This is a genomic window from Bacillus sp. FSL W8-1202, assembly GCF_038006165.1.
In the GTDB taxonomy this organism is placed as follows: domain Bacteria; phylum Bacillota; class Bacilli; order Bacillales; family Bacillaceae; genus Bacillus; species Bacillus subtilis.
In genome coordinates, this window is the sequence record NZ_JBBOUR010000001.1 from 2,091,232 (window position 1) to 2,106,928 (window position 15,697).

A 15,697-nucleotide genomic window follows, 5' to 3' on the forward strand; every position below is an offset into this window, starting at 1 on the left:
GCTTTTCTTCATGAAAAATATGTGCGGCAAAGGTTTTTCATATCAGCAGGGAAAGGGGCTTCAGCAACTATGAGCTCGTCTGTTATCGGGTGAACCGCTTGTACTTTATTGGCGTGCAGTGCCTGCCTGTTTAGCAGCTTGCTCCCGCCTCCGTAAAGCGAGTCTCCTGTCAACGGATGGCCGAGGCTCGCCAGATGAACACGGATTTGGTGTGTTCTGCCTGTTTCCAGCTCTAATTCAACGAGCGACAGCCGTTCTTTCGCATTGCTGGCCATTACCTTGAAATGAGTGACGGCTGTTTGCCCGCCTGGTGAAACCCGGCGTCTTGTCGGGTGTGAGCGGTCTCTGCCGATCGGTGAATTAATTGTCCCTTTTTTCGTCCGTAGCTTACCTTCAGCGATGGCGGTATACGTACGCTTCAGCGTCTTTTTCTCTAACTGCTGGTCTAAGATGGCGTGTGCCAAACGATGCTTGGCAAAAACGATAGCGCCAGATGTATCCTGATCAAGACGATGGACGTGGCGCACCTTACATGTTTCGCCATTTATCTGATAATGATACGCGATCAAATTAGCCAGTGTGCCGGTTTGCCCATCCTCATTCGGATGCGTCGCGATGCCAGCGGGTTTATTGATGATGAGCATATGATTGTCCTCAAATAAAATATCAAGCTCGCCATACTCCGGAATGACCGAAGATGCTTCACTTTCCTGAAGATCAATGAACACGCGGTCTCCCTTTTTTACAATCATATTGTTTAAGACGGATTCGTGATTGACCTTTATCTGTTGATGGGACATCCAGTCTTGTATCACTGGTTTAGAAGCTTTGAGCGCTGTTTTGAGTACGGAAAACAGCCATTGGCCGTCCTGTTTTTCATTGATGAGGATCTCAAGCCCTCTGCCTTTTTGGTTCATGTTAAATGGCTCCTTTTCGAAGCGGAAGGCTGCTGTTTCTCATAGGAAACACTTACCTTAGCTTTCGCGTTTTTTTCTGTGCTATTCTTGAGTAAGACTTAGGATATTCGATGGCAAGAAAGGTGATTGACGTGAGAATTGTGAACGCAGCAACTGCAGAACAGGAGAGCTTTATCAAGGAGCTGTCTATGGAGCTGATCCATGATGTATTTCCTCTTTATTTCTCCGAACTGGACATTCAGCGCTTTAAAAAGAAAGGCGTTCTGTCTTTAAATAACCATTATTACCAAGGAACATTAAAAGAAGCATTTCAAATTATGGCTTGTCTGCAAATGATACATATTATCCTGACCAAGCCTTCGCCGCACTCTGATTTGAGTGATCAGGCGATTTTTGAAAAAAACAGCAAGATGCTGAATGATTTTGGGATTTATTTTCCGTTTGCTTTTTCTGACTTTCAAAAGAAGACTAACAAAGCCTTTTTCGGTCAAAGAAGGCTGATATAATCATGCGGCAAGGGCTTTTCTATTTTTAGAAAAGCTCTTTTTGTATCAGAGAAATCATATCATAAAACCTTTCCTCTAACTCCCTTTTTAAACGGCTCGTGTCTGAACATACTAATGATTGAAAGGGGTGCTGACAATGAGTTCAGTTAAAGATACAATGACAACGCAGGTGGCAACCGTTTCTCCGAATCAAACGATTCAGGAAGCGGCTTCTCTAATGAAACAGCATAACGTCGGGGCGATCCCCGTTGTAGAGCAAGGTGTTTTAAAAGGAATGCTGACTGACCGTGACATTACATTAAGAACTACAGCTCAGGGCCGTGATGGCCAGACACCCGTTTCAGAAGTGATGTCAACAGAACTCGTATCAGGAAACCCTAATATGAGTCTGGAAGACGCGTCGCAGCTGATGGCCCAGCACCAAATCCGCCGCCTTCCTATTGTAGATCAAAACAATCTAGTCGGGATCGTTGCGCTTGGAGACCTGGCAGTCAATCAGATGTCGAACGAGTCTGCGGGATCAGCGCTGACAAACATTTCTCACCAAAACATTCATTAATAAGAAAGAGCTTGCAGTGTGCAGGCTCTTTCTTCACATAAAACCTTACTTTTTGAAAGCAGACTTGTTTCGGGGTATAGTTGAGTGTATACATATGTCTCAATTCGTATTAAAGGAGTTGTACCCAGTGATTAAAGCGTTAATTTTTGATTTTGACGGGCTTATTCTAGATACAGAAACACACGAATATGAGGTTCTTCAGGAAATATTTGAAGAGCACGGCTCAGTGCTGCCGCTATCTGTCTGGGGAAAGGTCATCGGAACTGCTGCGGGTTTCCGGCCTTTTGAATATTTAGAAGAGCAGATCGGGAAAAAGCTGAACCATGAAGAGCTCACACAATTGAGAAGAGAGCGGTTCGCCAAACGCATGGAAACAGAAAAAGCGAGACCTGGTGTCGAAGCGTATTTGAATGCGGCAAAGGATTTAGGCTTAAAAATAGGCCTTGCTTCCAGCTCTGATTATAAATGGGTGTCCGGCCATTTGAAGCAAATCGGCCTGTTTGATGATTTTGAAGTTATTCAAACGGCTGATGATGTGGAAGAGGTGAAGCCGAATCCTGAGCTCTATTTATTGGCGGCAAAGAACCTGGGGGTATCGCCAGCGGAATGTCTCGCGTTTGAGGATTCTGTCAATGGTTCGATTGCTGCGAAACGCGCAGGCATGAAGTGTGTCATTGTCCCGAATAAAGTAACGGGTACCTTAATGTTTGAAGACTATGATCACAGGCTTGAATCAATGGCGGAGATGGAGCTCGCCCTATTGCTTGATCATCTGAACTCACAAAACTAGAAAGGAGCGAGTAGGTTGTCTGAGAAATTAGATTTGACCCGGTTTGAAAAGAAAATGGTTATCCGCAATATCGAAGAGAAAGACATCGACAAGATTATCGATCTTCAAAAGGACTGCTTTCCAGGAATGGAGCCTTGGAAGCGGGAGCATTTAATCAGCCATTTGGAGCATTTTCCGGAAGGACAGTTTTGTGCAGAATTCGAAGGTGAAATTATCGGTTCGTGCTCAAGTCTCCTGATTAACTTTGATGAATATGATGACCGCCATACGTGGCAGGACATTACAGATGACGGTTATATCACCAACCATAATCCTGACGGCTTGAATATGTACGGAATTGAAGTCATGGTGCACCCGAAATACAGACGAATGAAGATCGGCCACCGTTTGTACGAGGCGAGAAAGGACTTAGCCAGACGCTTAAACCTGAAAAGCATCATCATAGGCGGACGGATTCCAAACTATCACAAATATGCAGATGAAATGACAGCAAGAGAGTATGTTGAACAGGTGACACGCCATCAAATATACGATCCGGTTCTTTCTTTTCAGCTGATGAACGGCTTTACCCTTATGCGAATTAACCCGAACTATCTCCCGGATGATACAGCTTCGATCAAGTATGCGACGCTGATGGAATGGAATAATGTCGATTATCTACCGCAGCAGACAAAGCGCTATTATAAATCGGCGTTCCCTGTTAGAATTTGTGTGATCCAATATGAAATGAAGAAAATTTATTCCTTTGAGGAATTTGCGAATCAAGTAGAATACTATGTCGATGTTGCTTCCGACGCAAGATCTGATTTTGCGGTGTTCCCGGAAATTTTCACAACCCAGCTGATGTCCTTCCTTGAGGAACGGTCACCGAGCTTGGCGGTGCAGAGAATTACCGAGTATACAGAAGATTACATCAGCCTTTTTACTGACTTGGCTGTGAAGTATAACGTCAACATTATCGGCGGATCTCATTTCGTCGAAGAGGAAGGCAAGATCTATAATATCGCTTACCTGTTCAGACGGGACGGAACGATCGAGAAGCAATACAAACTCCATATTACGCCGAATGAACGCAAATGGTGGGGGATCAGCGCAGGAGACCAAGTTCGCGTGTTTGATACGGACTGCGGGAAAATCGCGATCCAGATCTGTTATGACATTGAATTTCCTGAGCTTGCCCGGATTGCGGCTGATAAAGGAGCCAAAATCATCTTTACGCCATTTTGTACAGAAGACCGTCAAGGCTATCTGCGTGTCAGATACTGTTCGCAGGCTAGAGCGGTTGAAAATCAAATTTATACGGTTATCTCTGGAACGGTCGGAAACCTTCCGCAAACGGAAAACATGGATATCCAATACGCCCAGTCAGGCATCTTTGCCCCGTCTGATTTTGAATTCGCTCGAGACGGCATTGTCGGCGAAACAAACCCGAATATTGAAATGGTCGTCATCGGCGATGTTGACCTGGAAATTCTCAGAAGACAGCGCCAAAACGGTACAGTGCGCCAGCTAAAAGACAGACGGCGTGATATTTATCATATTCAATATAAAAAATAACCCGAAAAAACCCGCCTGAATTGGCGGGTTTTTTTAAACAAAAGCGGAATTGTTTAGGTGTTTTCTTTAAAAATAAAAGTAAATTGTATAGTGGAGGTGCCTTATGGAGTTTCTGTATTTTCGCCATTTCCTATATCATACAGAAAAAGGCTAGACTTCACATTGCTATTGCAATGGCTGTCCAAGTTATTTCGAGTGCGACCTTTATCAGTACGATGCTGAGCATTGTCACTTTGCCTGTTTTGCTTTGGAAGCTGCATCCTCTTTCTTCTTGAGAATGGGGATGTTTTATTATTTACGCGGTTTATTGACTCTGACCCGGTCTGGCTTTATATTGAAGGCAGGGAAATCATCACCAAGACATCACATAAAGAGAAGGTCTGTTTCAATTGAATTGGCATTATAGGGAACGCTAATGAAATGGAGATGATGGGGATGGAAAACATTCAGCAAAATCAGGGATTAAAGCAAAAAGATGAGCAATTTGTGTGGCATGCCATGAAGGGAGCGCATCAAGCGGACAGCCTGATAGCCCAGAAGGCCGAGGGGGCCTGGGTAACCGACATAGACGGGCGCCGCTATTTGGATGCGATGTCCGGTTTGTGGTGCGTCAACATTGGTTACGGCAGAAAGGAGCTTGCGGAGGCTGCCTATGAGCAACTAAAGGAGCTGCCTTACTACCCGTTAACGCAAAGTCACGCACCCGCAATTCAACTGGCGGAAAAGCTGAATGAATGGCTTGGCGGCGATTATGTTATCTTTTTTTCAAACAGCGGATCGGAAGCAAACGAAACTGCTTTTAAAATTGCCCGCCAGTACCATCTGCAAAACGGCGACCACAGCCGTTATAAATTCATCTCAAGATATCGGGCATACCACGGCAATACATTGGGAGCGCTCTCAGCTACCGGACAGGCGCAGCGCAAATATAAATACGAGCATTTGAGCCAAGGGTTCCTGCATGCAGCTCCGCCAGATATATACCGGAATCCTGATGATGCAGACACGCTTGAAAGCGCAAATGAAATCGACCGCATCATGACATGGGAATTAAGCGAAACGATTGCCGGGGTCATTATGGAGCCCATCATTACAGGCGGAGGCATCCTAATGCCGCCGGACGGATATATGAAGAAGGTGGAGGACATTTGCCGGCGCCACGGAGCCCTTTTGATTTGCGATGAAGTGATCTGCGGGTTTGGACGGACAGGTGAGCCGTTCGGGTTTATGCACTACGGTGTGAAGCCTGATATCATTACGATGGCAAAAGGAATCACAAGCGCGTATCTGCCATTGTCAGCGACTGCTGTTAAACGGGATATTTTCGAAGCGTATCAGGGGGAAGCTCCTTATGACCGTTTCCGCCACGTGAACACGTTCGGCGGAAGCCCGGCTGCCTGTGCCTTGGCGTTGAAAAACCTGCAAATTATGGAGGACGAACAGCTGATTCAGCGATCCCGCGATCTTGGAGCAAAGCTTTTAGGTGAGCTTCAAGCTCTGAGAGAACACCCGGCAGTCGGGGATGTTAGAGGAAAAGGGCTGCTGATCGGAATCGAACTCGTCAAAGACAAATTGACTAAAGAGCCGGCTGATGCCGCCAAAGTAAACCAAGTGGTTGCAGCGTGCAAAGAAAAAGGGCTGATCATCGGCAAAAACGGCGATACAGTCGCCGGCTACAACAACGTCATCCAGCTCGCGCCGCCATTTTGCCTGACAGAAGAGGACCTTTCCTTTATCGTGAAAACGGTGAAAGAAAGTTTTCAAACGATATAATATAAAAGTGATTTATTAAAGGAGCACATGATGAGTTTTCATAACCAGCCGATCTTACCGGCTATTCGCAATATGAAGCAATTTGATGAGTTTTTGAACAGTTCGTTCTCTTACGGTGTTATTCTTGATATTCATCTCGGGCAGCTGAAGGGCGTGATCAAAGAAGCGCAAAAGCACGGAAAGAACATGATGGTGCACGTCGATCTCATTCAAGGGATTAAGCATGACGAATACGGTGCGGAATTTATATGTCAGGATATCAAGCCCGCTGGGATTATTTCCACAAGATCGAACGTGATTGCCAAAGCGAAGCAGAAGAAAATTTATGCCATTCAGCGCCTGTTTTTGCTTGATACAAGCGCGATGGAGAAAAGCATGGAGTTTATCGGCAAGCATAAGCCTGACTTCATCGAAGTGCTTCCCGGCATCGTTCCGACACTCATTCAGGAAATAAAAGAGAAAACAGGGATTCCCATCTTTGCCGGGGGGTTCATCCGTACGGAAGAGGATGTAGAGCAGGCATTGAAAGCGGGGGCTGTAGCTGTCACAACGTCTAATGCCAAATTGTGGAAAAAATATGAAAACTTTTTGACGGAAAGTGATTGACACCGCTTTCATGCACTGATACAATTGCACTATGTTAATACATTGTGATGGAGAACTCGGAGACCACAGCAGCTCTTTACGGCAAATGTTTATGCACCCGTAAAGCGGTTTGTTGTGGTTTTTTTATTCTCTTCTTCTCTATCATGCTTTTTAATCGTGACTTTAGGAGGAATGTGCTATGACAGCATTTTGGGGAGAAGTCATCGGTACGGTGCTGCTTATCATTTTTGGTGCAGGTGTTTGTGCAGGTGTCAATTTAAAGAAATCGCTTTCATTCCGGTCTGGCTGGATTGTTGTTGTATTTGGATGGGGATTGGGTGTTGCCATGGCGGCATACGCGGTTGGCGGCATCAGCGGTGCCCATTTGAATCCGGCGCTAACGATAGCGCTTGCATTTGTAGGAGATTTTCCTTGGAAAGAGGTTCCGGTTTATATTGCGGCGCAAATGATCGGAGCGATCATCGGTGCGGTGATTATTTATCTGCATTACCTCCCGCACTGGAAGTCAACGGATGATCCCGCTGCCAAGCTGGGTGTTTTCTCAACAGGGCCCAGCATTCCGCATACATTTGCAAACGTTTTAAGCGAAGTGATTGGGACATTTGTCCTTGTACTTGGAATCTTGGCCATTGGGGCAAATCAATTTACAGAAGGACTTAATCCTTTAATCGTCGGTTTCCTCATTGTAGCAATCGGTATTTCTCTGGGAGGCACCACCGGCTATGCTATCAATCCTGCACGTGACTTAGGTCCGCGGATAGCCCACGCTTTTCTTCCGATTCCGGGGAAGGGCTCATCAAACTGGAAATACGCATGGGTTCCGGTAGTCGGCCCGATTTTAGGCGGATCATTCGGCGGTGTATTTTACAACGCTGCATTTAAAGGGCACATCACAAGCAGCTTCTGGATTGTAAGCGTTATATTGGTTGTGGTATTGTTAGGACTCTATGTTTATACGAAATCATATTCTGCTAAAACATTATCAAATTCTAAATATATTTAATCAAAGGGGAGACATCTTATGGAAACGTACATTTTATCCTTAGATCAGGGGACGACAAGTTCAAGAGCGATTCTGTTTAATAAAGAAGGCAAAATTGTCCACTCTGCTCAAAAGGAATTTACACAATACTTCCCGCATCCTGGCTGGGTTGAGCATAATGCCAATGAAATTTGGGGCTCTGTCCTCGCGGTTATCGCCTCAGTCATCTCTGAATCAGGAATCAGCGCTTCTCAAATTGCCGGCATCGGCATCACGAACCAGCGCGAGACGACGGTTGTGTGGGATAAAGATACAGGAAGTCCTGTCTATAATGCAATCGTTTGGCAGTCCAGACAGACGTCCGGCATTTGTGAGGAACTTCGTGAAAAAGGATATAATGATAAATTCAGAGAAAAAACTGGGCTTTTAATCGATCCATACTTCTCCGGCACGAAGGTGAAGTGGATTTTAGACAATGTGGAAGGCGCGAGAGAAAAAGCGGAAAAAGGCGAGCTGCTGTTTGGAACGATTGATACGTGGCTCATTTGGAAAATGTCAGGCGGAAAAGCGCATGTGACCGATTACTCCAATGCCTCAAGAACACTGATGTTTAATATTTACGATTTAAAATGGGACGATGAACTGCTCGACATTCTAGGCGTACCGAAATCCATGCTCCCTGAAGTGAAGCCGTCCTCCCATGTGTATGCGGAGACTGTTGATTATCACTTCTTCGGAAAAAATATCCCGATTGCGGGAGCGGCAGGCGACCAGCAGTCCGCATTGTTCGGCCAGGCATGCTTTGAAGAAGGCATGGGGAAAAACACATACGGCACAGGATGTTTCATGCTGATGAATACCGGGGAAAAAGCAATTAAGTCCGAACATGGGCTTTTGACAACAATCGCTTGGGGCATTGACGGAAAAGTGAACTATGCGTTAGAAGGAAGCATTTTTGTCGCAGGCTCTGCCATCCAGTGGCTTAGAGACGGTTTGAGAATGTTCCAGGATTCATCGCTAAGCGAATCTTATGCAGAAAAAGTGGATTCAACTGACGGCGTGTATGTCGTTCCAGCATTTGTCGGACTGGGAACGCCTTACTGGGACAGTGATGTGCGCGGTTCGGTTTTCGGCCTGACAAGAGGGACAATAAAAGAGCACTTTATCCGTGCGACACTGGAGTCATTGGCTTATCAGACAAAAGATGTGCTTGACGCAATGGAAGCAGATTCAAACATTTCATTAAAGACGCTTCGTGTAGATGGAGGAGCTGTGAAAAACAATTTCCTAATGCAGTTCCAAGGAGACCTGTTGAATGTTCCTGTGGAGCGCCCGGAAATTAATGAAACGACTGCACTTGGCGCGGCTTATTTGGCAGGTATCGCTGTGGGATTCTGGAAGGACCGTTCTGAAATCGCGAACCAGTGGAATCTGGATAAACGGTTTGAACCTGAATTAGAAGAAGAAAAACGAAATGAGCTGTATAAAGGCTGGCAAAAAGCCGTAAAAGCAGCTATGGCTTTTAAATAAAGTAATACTATGGTATAATGGTTACAAGTTAATAAGAACGGTCCTGAGATGAGGAGAGACCACAGCACCAAAGTGTAAGCATGCACTTTGGCTGTTGTGGTCTCTTTTTCTATTTACCGTGACAACAAGGAGGAGACGTAATGATGAAACATCAATTTTCAAGTCTTGAAAGAGATCGCATGCTGACAGACATGACGAAAAAAACATATGACCTATTTATTATCGGAGGAGGAATTACAGGAGCCGGAACAGCTCTTGACGCGGCATCAAGGGGAATGAAGGTCGCACTAAGCGAAATGCAGGACTTTGCGGCGGGAACATCTAGCCGATCAACGAAGCTGGTACATGGCGGCTTGCGCTATTTAAAACAATTTGAAGTGAAAATGGTCGCTGAGGTAGGAAAAGAGCGGGCAATTGTGTATGAAAACGGCCCTCATGTCACTACACCGGAATGGATGCTGCTTCCGTTTCATAAAGGCGGCACATTCGGTTCATTTACAACATCTATCGGGTTAAGGGTTTATGACTTCCTTGCAGGTGTGAAAAAGTCAGAACGAAGAAGCATGCTTTCAGCAAAAGAAACGTTGCAAAAAGAGCCTTTGGTGAAAAAAGACGGCTTAAAAGGCGGCGGGTACTATGTGGAATACCGCACTGACGATGCGAGACTGACCATCGAAGTCATGAAGGAAGCGGTGAAATTCGGGGCAGAGCCTGTGAATTACTCCAAAGTGAAGGAGCTTCTTTACGAAAAAGGCAAAGCCGTCGGCGTATTAATTGAAGATGTGCTGACAAAGAAAGAATATAAAGTGTATGCGAAAAAAATTGTCAATGCTACAGGCCCTTGGGTCGATCAGCTTAGAGAAAAAGACCATTCGAAAAACGGAAAGCATTTGCAGCATACAAAAGGCATTCACCTTGTATTTGACCAGTCTGTCTTTCCGCTGAAACAGGCTGTATATTTCGATACACCTGATGGACGGATGGTATTTGCGATTCCTCGTGAAGGCAAAACATACGTGGGAACAACAGACACTGTTTACAAAGAGGCGCTGGAGCATCCGCGGATGACAACGGAGGATCGTGATTATGTCATCAATTCAATCAATTACATGTTCCCGGAACTGAATATCACTGCGAATGACATCGAATCCAGCTGGGCGGGGCTGCGTCCGCTGATTCATGAAGAAGGCAAAGATCCTTCTGAAATTTCACGGAAAGACGAGATTTGGACATCTGACTCAGGCCTGATCACCATTGCCGGCGGAAAACTGACTGGATACAGAAAAATGGCGGAGCACATCGTTGATCTTGTCCGTGATCGCTTAAAAGAAGAGGGCGAAAAGGATTTTGGACCATGTAAAACGAAAAACATGCCAATCTCTGGCGGGCACGTCGGCGGTTCGAAAAATCTTATGTCCTTCGTTACCGCGAAAACAAAAGAAGGAATTGCAGCCGGTTTATCAGAAAAAGACGCAAAACAGCTTGCGATCAGATACGGCTCTAACGTAGATCGCGTCTTTGACCGGGTAGAAGCGCTGAAAGATGAGGCCGCGAAACGCAACATTCCGGTTCATATTCTTGCTGAGGCAGAATACAGTATAGAAGAAGAGATGACTGCAACCCCTGCTGACTTCTTTGTCCGCAGAACGGGACGTTTATTTTTCGATATCAATTGGGTAAGAACATATAAAGATGCCGTTATTGATTTTATGAGCGAGCGATTCCAATGGGATGAGCAGGCGAAAAACAAACATACAGAAAACCTCAACAAGCTTTTACACGATGCGGTCGTACCGCTTGAGCAATAAATCATAACGGGCTGTCTGCAGCCCGTTATTTCTTTTTACGTGGAAAGGGCCAGATCTCAGGTTATCAAGTGACAGAGGCACCCGCTTCATATAAAATAATGGCATAAGCTGATACATAGGAGGACGAATATGACTTGGAGAAAGAGCTATGAACGCTGGAAACAGACAGAACATTTAGATCCGGAATTAAAAGAGCGCCTTATTGAATTAGAGGGAGATGAACAGGCCCTTGAGGACTGTTTCTATAAAGACCTTGAATTCGGTACCGGCGGAATGCGCGGAGAAATCGGCGCCGGGACAAATCGGATGAATATTTACACTGTGCGCAAAGCATCGGCCGGGTTTGCGGCATACATCTCGAAGCAAGGTGAGGAAGCGAAAAAACGGGGCGTTGTCATTGCTTATGATTCCCGCCATAAATCTCCGGAGTTCGCGATGGAAGCGGCAAAAACACTTGCGACACAAGGCATCCAAACATACGTGTTTGATGAGCTTCGCCCGACGCCAGAGCTGTCATTCGCTGTCAGACAGCTGAACGCTTATGGTGGAATTGTGGTAACGGCAAGCCATAACCCGCCTGAATATAACGGCTACAAAGTATACGGGGATGATGGCGGCCAGCTGCCTCCAAAGGAAGCGGACATCGTCATTGAGCAGGTAAACGCGATTGAAAATGAGCTGACGATCACAGTGGACGAAGAAAATAAGTTAAAAGAAAAAGGCTTAATCAAAATCATCGGTGAAGATATTGATAAAGTTTATACAGAAAAACTGACGTCCATTTCTGTACATCCTGAATTATCGGAAGAAGTAGATGTAAAGGTTGTTTTCACACCGCTGCATGGAACTGCAAATAAACCGGTCAGACGCGGTCTTGAAGCACTCGGCTACAAAAATGTAACGGTTGTCAAAGAACAGGAACTGCCGGATTCAAACTTCTCCACTGTTATATCGCCGAACCCGGAAGAGCATGCGGCATTCGAATATGCCATTAAGCTTGGGGAGGAGCAGAATGCAGATATTCTCATCGCGACAGATCCTGATGCTGACCGCCTCGGCATCGCGGTGAAAAACGATCAAGGCAAATATACAGTGCTGACAGGAAACCAAACCGGAGCGCTGCTGCTTCATTACCTGCTTTCTGAAAAGAAAAAACAAGGCATCCTGCCTGATAACGGTGTTGTTCTCAAAACGATCGTCACAAGCGAAATCGGCCGTGCTGTAGCTTCTTCATTCGGCCTTGATACGATTGATACGCTGACAGGCTTTAAGTTTATCGGTGAAAAGATTAAGGAATACGAAGCATCAGGCCAGTATACCTTCCAATTTGGTTATGAAGAGAGCTACGGTTATTTAATCGGGGATTTTGCCCGCGATAAGGACGCCATTCAGGCTGCGCTTTTGGCAGTTGAAGTTTGCGCGTTCTATAAAAAACAGGGAATGTCATTGTATGAGGCGCTCATCAATCTCTTTAACGAGTATGGTTTTTATCGTGAAGGGCTGAAATCCCTGACGCTGAAAGGCAAACAAGGAGCAGAGCAAATTGAAGCGATTCTTGCTTCCTTCAGACAAAATCCGCCGCAGAAAATGGCGGGCAAACAGGTTGTCACAGCAGAAGATTACGCTGTAAGCAAACGGACGCTTCTGACTGAAAATAAAGAAGAAGCCATCGACTTGCCAAAATCAAATGTATTGAAATACTTCCTGGAAGACGGGTCTTGGTTCTGTCTTCGTCCTTCAGGAACTGAGCCGAAGGTGAAATTTTATTTCGCCGTAAAAGGGTCATCTTTGGAAGACAGTGAACAGCGTCTTGCCGCCCTTTCTGAAGATGTAATGAAGACGGTGGATGAAATTGTTGAGTCGACAGCAAAATAATTCAAGTATGAGCTGGGTCATTGTAAATGATCCGGCTTTTTCTTTTCTCATCCAAAAGTCTGAAAGAAAATCATCCTACAAGTGAAGTAATGAAATACAAAAAACTGGTATAATCTTAAATACAAGATCAATGCCGGAGTGAGAAACGTGAGCAAAACGAGGATGGAAAAATTAAAAACGCTGAAAACGATTGCGGAAACCTTAAATCAAGGGCACGATATCAAAGCAACACTGGATGAGGTTTTAAAAGAGTTGCTGAGTCTGACAAACCTTCAATCCGGATGGATTTTTCTGATCGAAGAAGATGGGTCTTATACGTTAGCGGCCGACGCTTATCTGCCCCCGGCTTTAAGCCGCAAGGAAAAAGTGCTGATGTGCGAAGGGGAGTGTTACTGCCTGACGAAATTCAATAACGGAGGGCTTAGAAAGGCTGCAAATATCATGAACTGCAAACGCATCGAATCAGCAGAAAACCTGCATTGTTTTGACACAGAAGGGATTACGCATCATGCAACTGTGCCTTTAGAAGACGGGGACAGAAGATTCGGATTGTTAAATGTAGCGGCGGCCGGAAAAACCATGTTTGATGAGGAAGAGCTGCATTTACTCGAATCTGTCGCCTTTCAGATCGGAACGGCAATCCAGCGTATGAGGCTTTCTGAATATCAACAAAAAAATGCTCTTTTAATGGAGCGTAACCGCCTCGCTCAGGAGCTTCACGATTCAGTCAATCAAATGCTGTTTTCCGTCAGTTTAACTGCCAAAGCTGCGAAGACACTAACAAAAGATGAGAATTTACAGCAGATGATTGATTTCATCCAAAACCTATCACAGGACGCGCTCGCAGAAATGAAAGCGTTAATTTGGCAGCTTCGCCCCGGAGGATTGGAAAAAGGGCTGGCTGAAGCCATTAAAAGCTATGGTGCGCTCATTGGATTGAAGATCATTTTTACACAAAAAGGCTGTCCTGTTCTGACTGATGAGCAGGAGCATATGCTATGGCGTGTCGTCCAGGAAGCTTTAAATAACTGCAAAAAGCATGCCGGAACGGATACGGCGTATGTTAGTCTGACTGCTTCTTTGTGCCATGCGGAGCTGGATATCATCGATCATGGGGCAGGATTTCGCTATGAAGCGCATGCCGGTCTGCCTTCACTTGGCATCAAGGGTATGAAAGAACGAGCGGAAAAAGCCGGAGCTAAGTTTTGGATTGAGTCAGCGCTTGGAACTGGAACAAAGCTGTCCATCAGGCTTCCGCTAACAAGCCGAAAAGGAGGGGCGGTATGAAAATTGTCATTGCTGATGATCATCATGTTGTCAGAAAGGGTCTGCGTTTTTTCTTTGCCACCCAGGATGATATTGAAGTTGTCGGAGAAGCTGCAACGGGAATAGAAGCTCTCCGTGTCATCGAAGAGACAAAGCCGGATCTTGTGCTAATGGATCTGTCTATGCCCGAGATGGACGGCATTCAAGCCATTAAAAAAGCAATACAGCAATTTCCGGAGACGAATATCATTGTGCTGACGAGCTACTCTGACCAGGAGTACGTCATCCCCGCGCTTCAGGCAGGCGCGAAGGCGTATCAATTAAAGGATACGGAGCCCGAGGAATTGGTGAAAACACTAAGACAAGTGCATGGTGGCGAATACAAGCTTTCTACAGCTATTATGCCCCATGTGCTGACACATATGAAAAATCAGCACGACCCGGAAAAAGAAAAATACTATCAATTAACTAGAAGGGAAAAAGACGTTCTGACTGAAATAGCGAACGGGAAAAGCAATAAAGAAATCGCAGCAGCCTTGTTTATTTCAGAAAAAACAGTAAAAACCCATGTATCGAATCTTTTAGCAAAACTTGAAGTGGCCGACCGCACGCAAGCAGCGCTTTTCGCAGTGAAATATAACCTGAATGGAGAGATCTCAAAATGAACATGTTAGTCATAAATGGCACGCCAAGAAAACATGGCAGAACAAGAATTGCAGCATCCTATATTGCAGCTCTGTATCACACGGATTTGATTGATCTAAGCGAGTTTGTATTGCCGGTTTTTAACGGTGAAGCGGATCAATCTGAACTGTTGAAGGTACAGGAGCTTAAGCAACGCGTTACGAAAGCGGATGCGATTGTATTATTATCGCCTGAATATCACAGCGGCATGAGCGGCGCTTTAAAAAATGCCTTGGATTTTCTAAGCAGCGAACAATTCAAATATAAGCCCGTTGCATTATTGGCAGTAGCGGGAGGCGGAAAAGGCGGCATCAATGCGCTGAACAATATGAGAACTGTGATGCGGGGTGTCTACGCCAATGTCATCCCAAAGCAGCTGGTGCTTGATCCGGTGCATATTGATGTTGAAAATGCTACAGTGGCTGAAAACATTAAGGAAAGCATAAAAGAGCTTGTCGAAGAACTCAGCATGTTCGCAAAAGCAGGAAATCCCGGCGTTTAAACGCCGGGATTTGTTTATGTGAGAAGGGCTATTTGATCTTCATAAGTCAGCTCTGTGGCATGATCAATATATCGGAGAAGGGAATACAGCATCTTTTCTAAAACGGCGTAATCCTGTTCAAAATGATACGCATGCAGAAAATGCTCAATTCGTTTTGATAACAAATCGTCCTCTGTACGCACCATTAAAATTAATAAATTATCCCATTGAGAACGATGGGTGTAATAAAGCGCTTTATCGTAATCGGCATAATCCATGAATCGCTTCTCCTTTCTTGGGTGAGAAGTTCATGTTTAGTTTATGCCGCATCCTCTGTTATTGACGGGGCAAAACTTGCCGTCT

15 protein-coding genes and 1 pseudogene are annotated in these 15,697 nt (G+C 45.3%); 14 read left to right on the forward strand and 2 right to left on the reverse strand.

Annotated features, from left to right (window positions below):
* Positions 1–8: 8 nt before the first annotated feature.
* Positions 9–917 (reverse strand): RluA family pseudouridine synthase, encoded by a 909-nt coding sequence (locus NSQ09_RS10850; protein ID WP_003244785.1) that lies wholly within the window; start codon positions 915–917, stop codon positions 9–11.
* Positions 918–1,027: 110 nt separating this feature from the next.
* On the opposite strand from NSQ09_RS10850, the gene NSQ09_RS10855 reads away from it, so the two are divergent.
* From NSQ09_RS10855 to yhdA, 14 genes and pseudogenes are all read left to right on the forward strand, one after another.
* Positions 1,028–1,423, forward strand: coding sequence for a YhcU family protein (locus tag NSQ09_RS10855; protein ID WP_003233401.1), 396 nt, complete (start codon positions 1,028–1,030; stop codon positions 1,421–1,423).
* 136 nt (positions 1,424–1,559) lie between these two features.
* The gene (locus tag NSQ09_RS10860; RefSeq protein ID WP_014479280.1) at positions 1,560–1,982 is read left to right on the forward strand and encodes a CBS domain-containing protein; all 423 of its coding nucleotides are present in this window, start codon (positions 1,560–1,562) and stop codon (positions 1,980–1,982) included.
* A gap of 127 nt (positions 1,983–2,109) precedes the next feature.
* A complete protein-coding gene (locus NSQ09_RS10865) occupies positions 2,110–2,772 on the forward strand; it encodes an HAD family hydrolase (RefSeq protein WP_014479281.1) in 663 nt (220 codons plus the stop codon).
* A gap of 15 nt (positions 2,773–2,787) precedes the next feature.
* Positions 2,788–4,329, forward strand: a complete 1,542-nt coding sequence (locus NSQ09_RS10870; protein ID WP_003239590.1) for a bifunctional GNAT family N-acetyltransferase/carbon-nitrogen hydrolase family protein — start codon at positions 2,788–2,790, stop codon at positions 4,327–4,329.
* Between the two features lie 173 nt (positions 4,330–4,502).
* Positions 4,503–4,604 (forward strand): annotated as a pseudogene (locus NSQ09_RS23085) (AEC family transporter); the annotation flags it as partial.
* Between the two features lie 145 nt (positions 4,605–4,749).
* Complete coding sequence (locus NSQ09_RS10875) at positions 4,750–6,102, forward strand: aspartate aminotransferase family protein (RefSeq protein ID WP_341031339.1); 1,353 nt, start codon at positions 4,750–4,752, stop codon at positions 6,100–6,102.
* A 27-nt stretch (positions 6,103–6,129) separates the two neighbouring features.
* Positions 6,130–6,708: a glycerol uptake operon antiterminator GlpP gene (gene glpP, locus NSQ09_RS10880; protein ID WP_072557137.1), complete on the forward strand. Its 579-nt coding sequence runs from the start codon at positions 6,130–6,132 to the stop codon at positions 6,706–6,708.
* Between the two features lie 178 nt (positions 6,709–6,886).
* Positions 6,887–7,711 (forward strand): glycerol uptake facilitator protein GlpF, encoded by an 825-nt coding sequence (gene glpF / locus NSQ09_RS10885; protein WP_041335635.1) that lies wholly within the window; start codon positions 6,887–6,889, stop codon positions 7,709–7,711.
* 18 nt (positions 7,712–7,729) lie between these two features.
* Positions 7,730–9,220, forward strand: coding sequence for a glycerol kinase GlpK (glpK, locus tag NSQ09_RS10890; protein WP_341031343.1), 1,491 nt, complete (start codon positions 7,730–7,732; stop codon positions 9,218–9,220).
* Between the two features lie 140 nt (positions 9,221–9,360).
* A complete protein-coding gene (glpD, locus tag NSQ09_RS10895) occupies positions 9,361–11,028 on the forward strand; it encodes a glycerol-3-phosphate dehydrogenase (protein WP_015715569.1) in 1,668 nt (555 codons plus the stop codon).
* A 129-nt stretch (positions 11,029–11,157) separates the two neighbouring features.
* Positions 11,158–12,903 carry a phosphoglucomutase gene (gene pgcA, locus NSQ09_RS10900; RefSeq protein WP_017695406.1) on the forward strand — a complete coding sequence of 582 codons (1,746 nt, stop codon included), beginning with the start codon at positions 11,158–11,160 and terminating at the stop codon, positions 12,901–12,903.
* Positions 12,904–13,050: 147 nt separating this feature from the next.
* Positions 13,051–14,190, forward strand: coding sequence for a two-component system sensor histidine kinase YhcY (gene yhcY, locus NSQ09_RS10905; RefSeq protein WP_021479676.1), 1,140 nt, complete (start codon positions 13,051–13,053; stop codon positions 14,188–14,190).
* Positions 14,187–14,834 (forward strand): two-component system response regulator YhcZ, encoded by a 648-nt coding sequence (yhcZ, locus tag NSQ09_RS10910; RefSeq protein WP_046160374.1) that lies wholly within the window; start codon positions 14,187–14,189, stop codon positions 14,832–14,834. Before yhcY ends, yhcZ begins: the two co-directional genes overlap by 4 nt.
* Entirely contained in the window at positions 14,831–15,355 is a 525-nt protein-coding gene (gene yhdA / locus NSQ09_RS10915) for an FMN-dependent NADPH-azoreductase (RefSeq protein WP_032677419.1), read from the forward strand. Before yhcZ ends, yhdA begins: the two co-directional genes overlap by 4 nt.
* Positions 15,356–15,369: 14 nt before the next feature.
* Here the strand turns inward: yhdA and NSQ09_RS10920 are convergent, their stop codons facing one another.
* Positions 15,370–15,612: a YhdB family protein gene (locus NSQ09_RS10920; RefSeq protein WP_003233373.1), complete on the reverse strand. Its 243-nt coding sequence runs from the start codon at positions 15,610–15,612 to the stop codon at positions 15,370–15,372.
* Positions 15,613–15,697: the final 85 nt, after the last annotated feature.

Excerpts from the sequence above, each read along its gene's own strand:
- NSQ09_RS10860 (WP_014479280.1), top strand. The coding sequence starts at position 1,560 with ATGAGTTCAGTTAAAGATACAATGACAACGCAGGTGGCAACCGTTTCT.
- NSQ09_RS10920 (WP_003233373.1), bottom strand. The coding sequence starts at position 15,612 with ATGGATTATGCCGATTACGATAAAGCGCTTTATTACACCCATCGTTCT.
- glpK (WP_341031343.1), top strand. The coding sequence starts at position 7,730 with ATGGAAACGTACATTTTATCCTTAGATCAGGGGACGACAAGTTCAAGA.
- NSQ09_RS10855 (WP_003233401.1), top strand. The coding sequence starts at position 1,028 with ATGGCAAGAAAGGTGATTGACGTGAGAATTGTGAACGCAGCAACTGCA.
- NSQ09_RS10850 (WP_003244785.1), bottom strand. The coding sequence starts at position 917 with ATGAACCAAAAAGGCAGAGGGCTTGAGATCCTCATCAATGAAAAACAG.
- glpP (WP_072557137.1), top strand. The coding sequence starts at position 6,130 with ATGATGAGTTTTCATAACCAGCCGATCTTACCGGCTATTCGCAATATG.
- yhcZ (WP_046160374.1), top strand. The coding sequence starts at position 14,187 with ATGAAAATTGTCATTGCTGATGATCATCATGTTGTCAGAAAGGGTCTG.
- glpD (WP_015715569.1), top strand. The coding sequence starts at position 9,361 with ATGATGAAACATCAATTTTCAAGTCTTGAAAGAGATCGCATGCTGACA.
- pgcA (WP_017695406.1), top strand. The coding sequence starts at position 11,158 with ATGACTTGGAGAAAGAGCTATGAACGCTGGAAACAGACAGAACATTTA.
- NSQ09_RS10875 (WP_341031339.1), top strand. The coding sequence starts at position 4,750 with ATGGAGATGATGGGGATGGAAAACATTCAGCAAAATCAGGGATTAAAG.
- glpF (WP_041335635.1), top strand. The coding sequence starts at position 6,887 with ATGACAGCATTTTGGGGAGAAGTCATCGGTACGGTGCTGCTTATCATT.
- yhdA (WP_032677419.1), top strand. The coding sequence starts at position 14,831 with ATGAACATGTTAGTCATAAATGGCACGCCAAGAAAACATGGCAGAACA.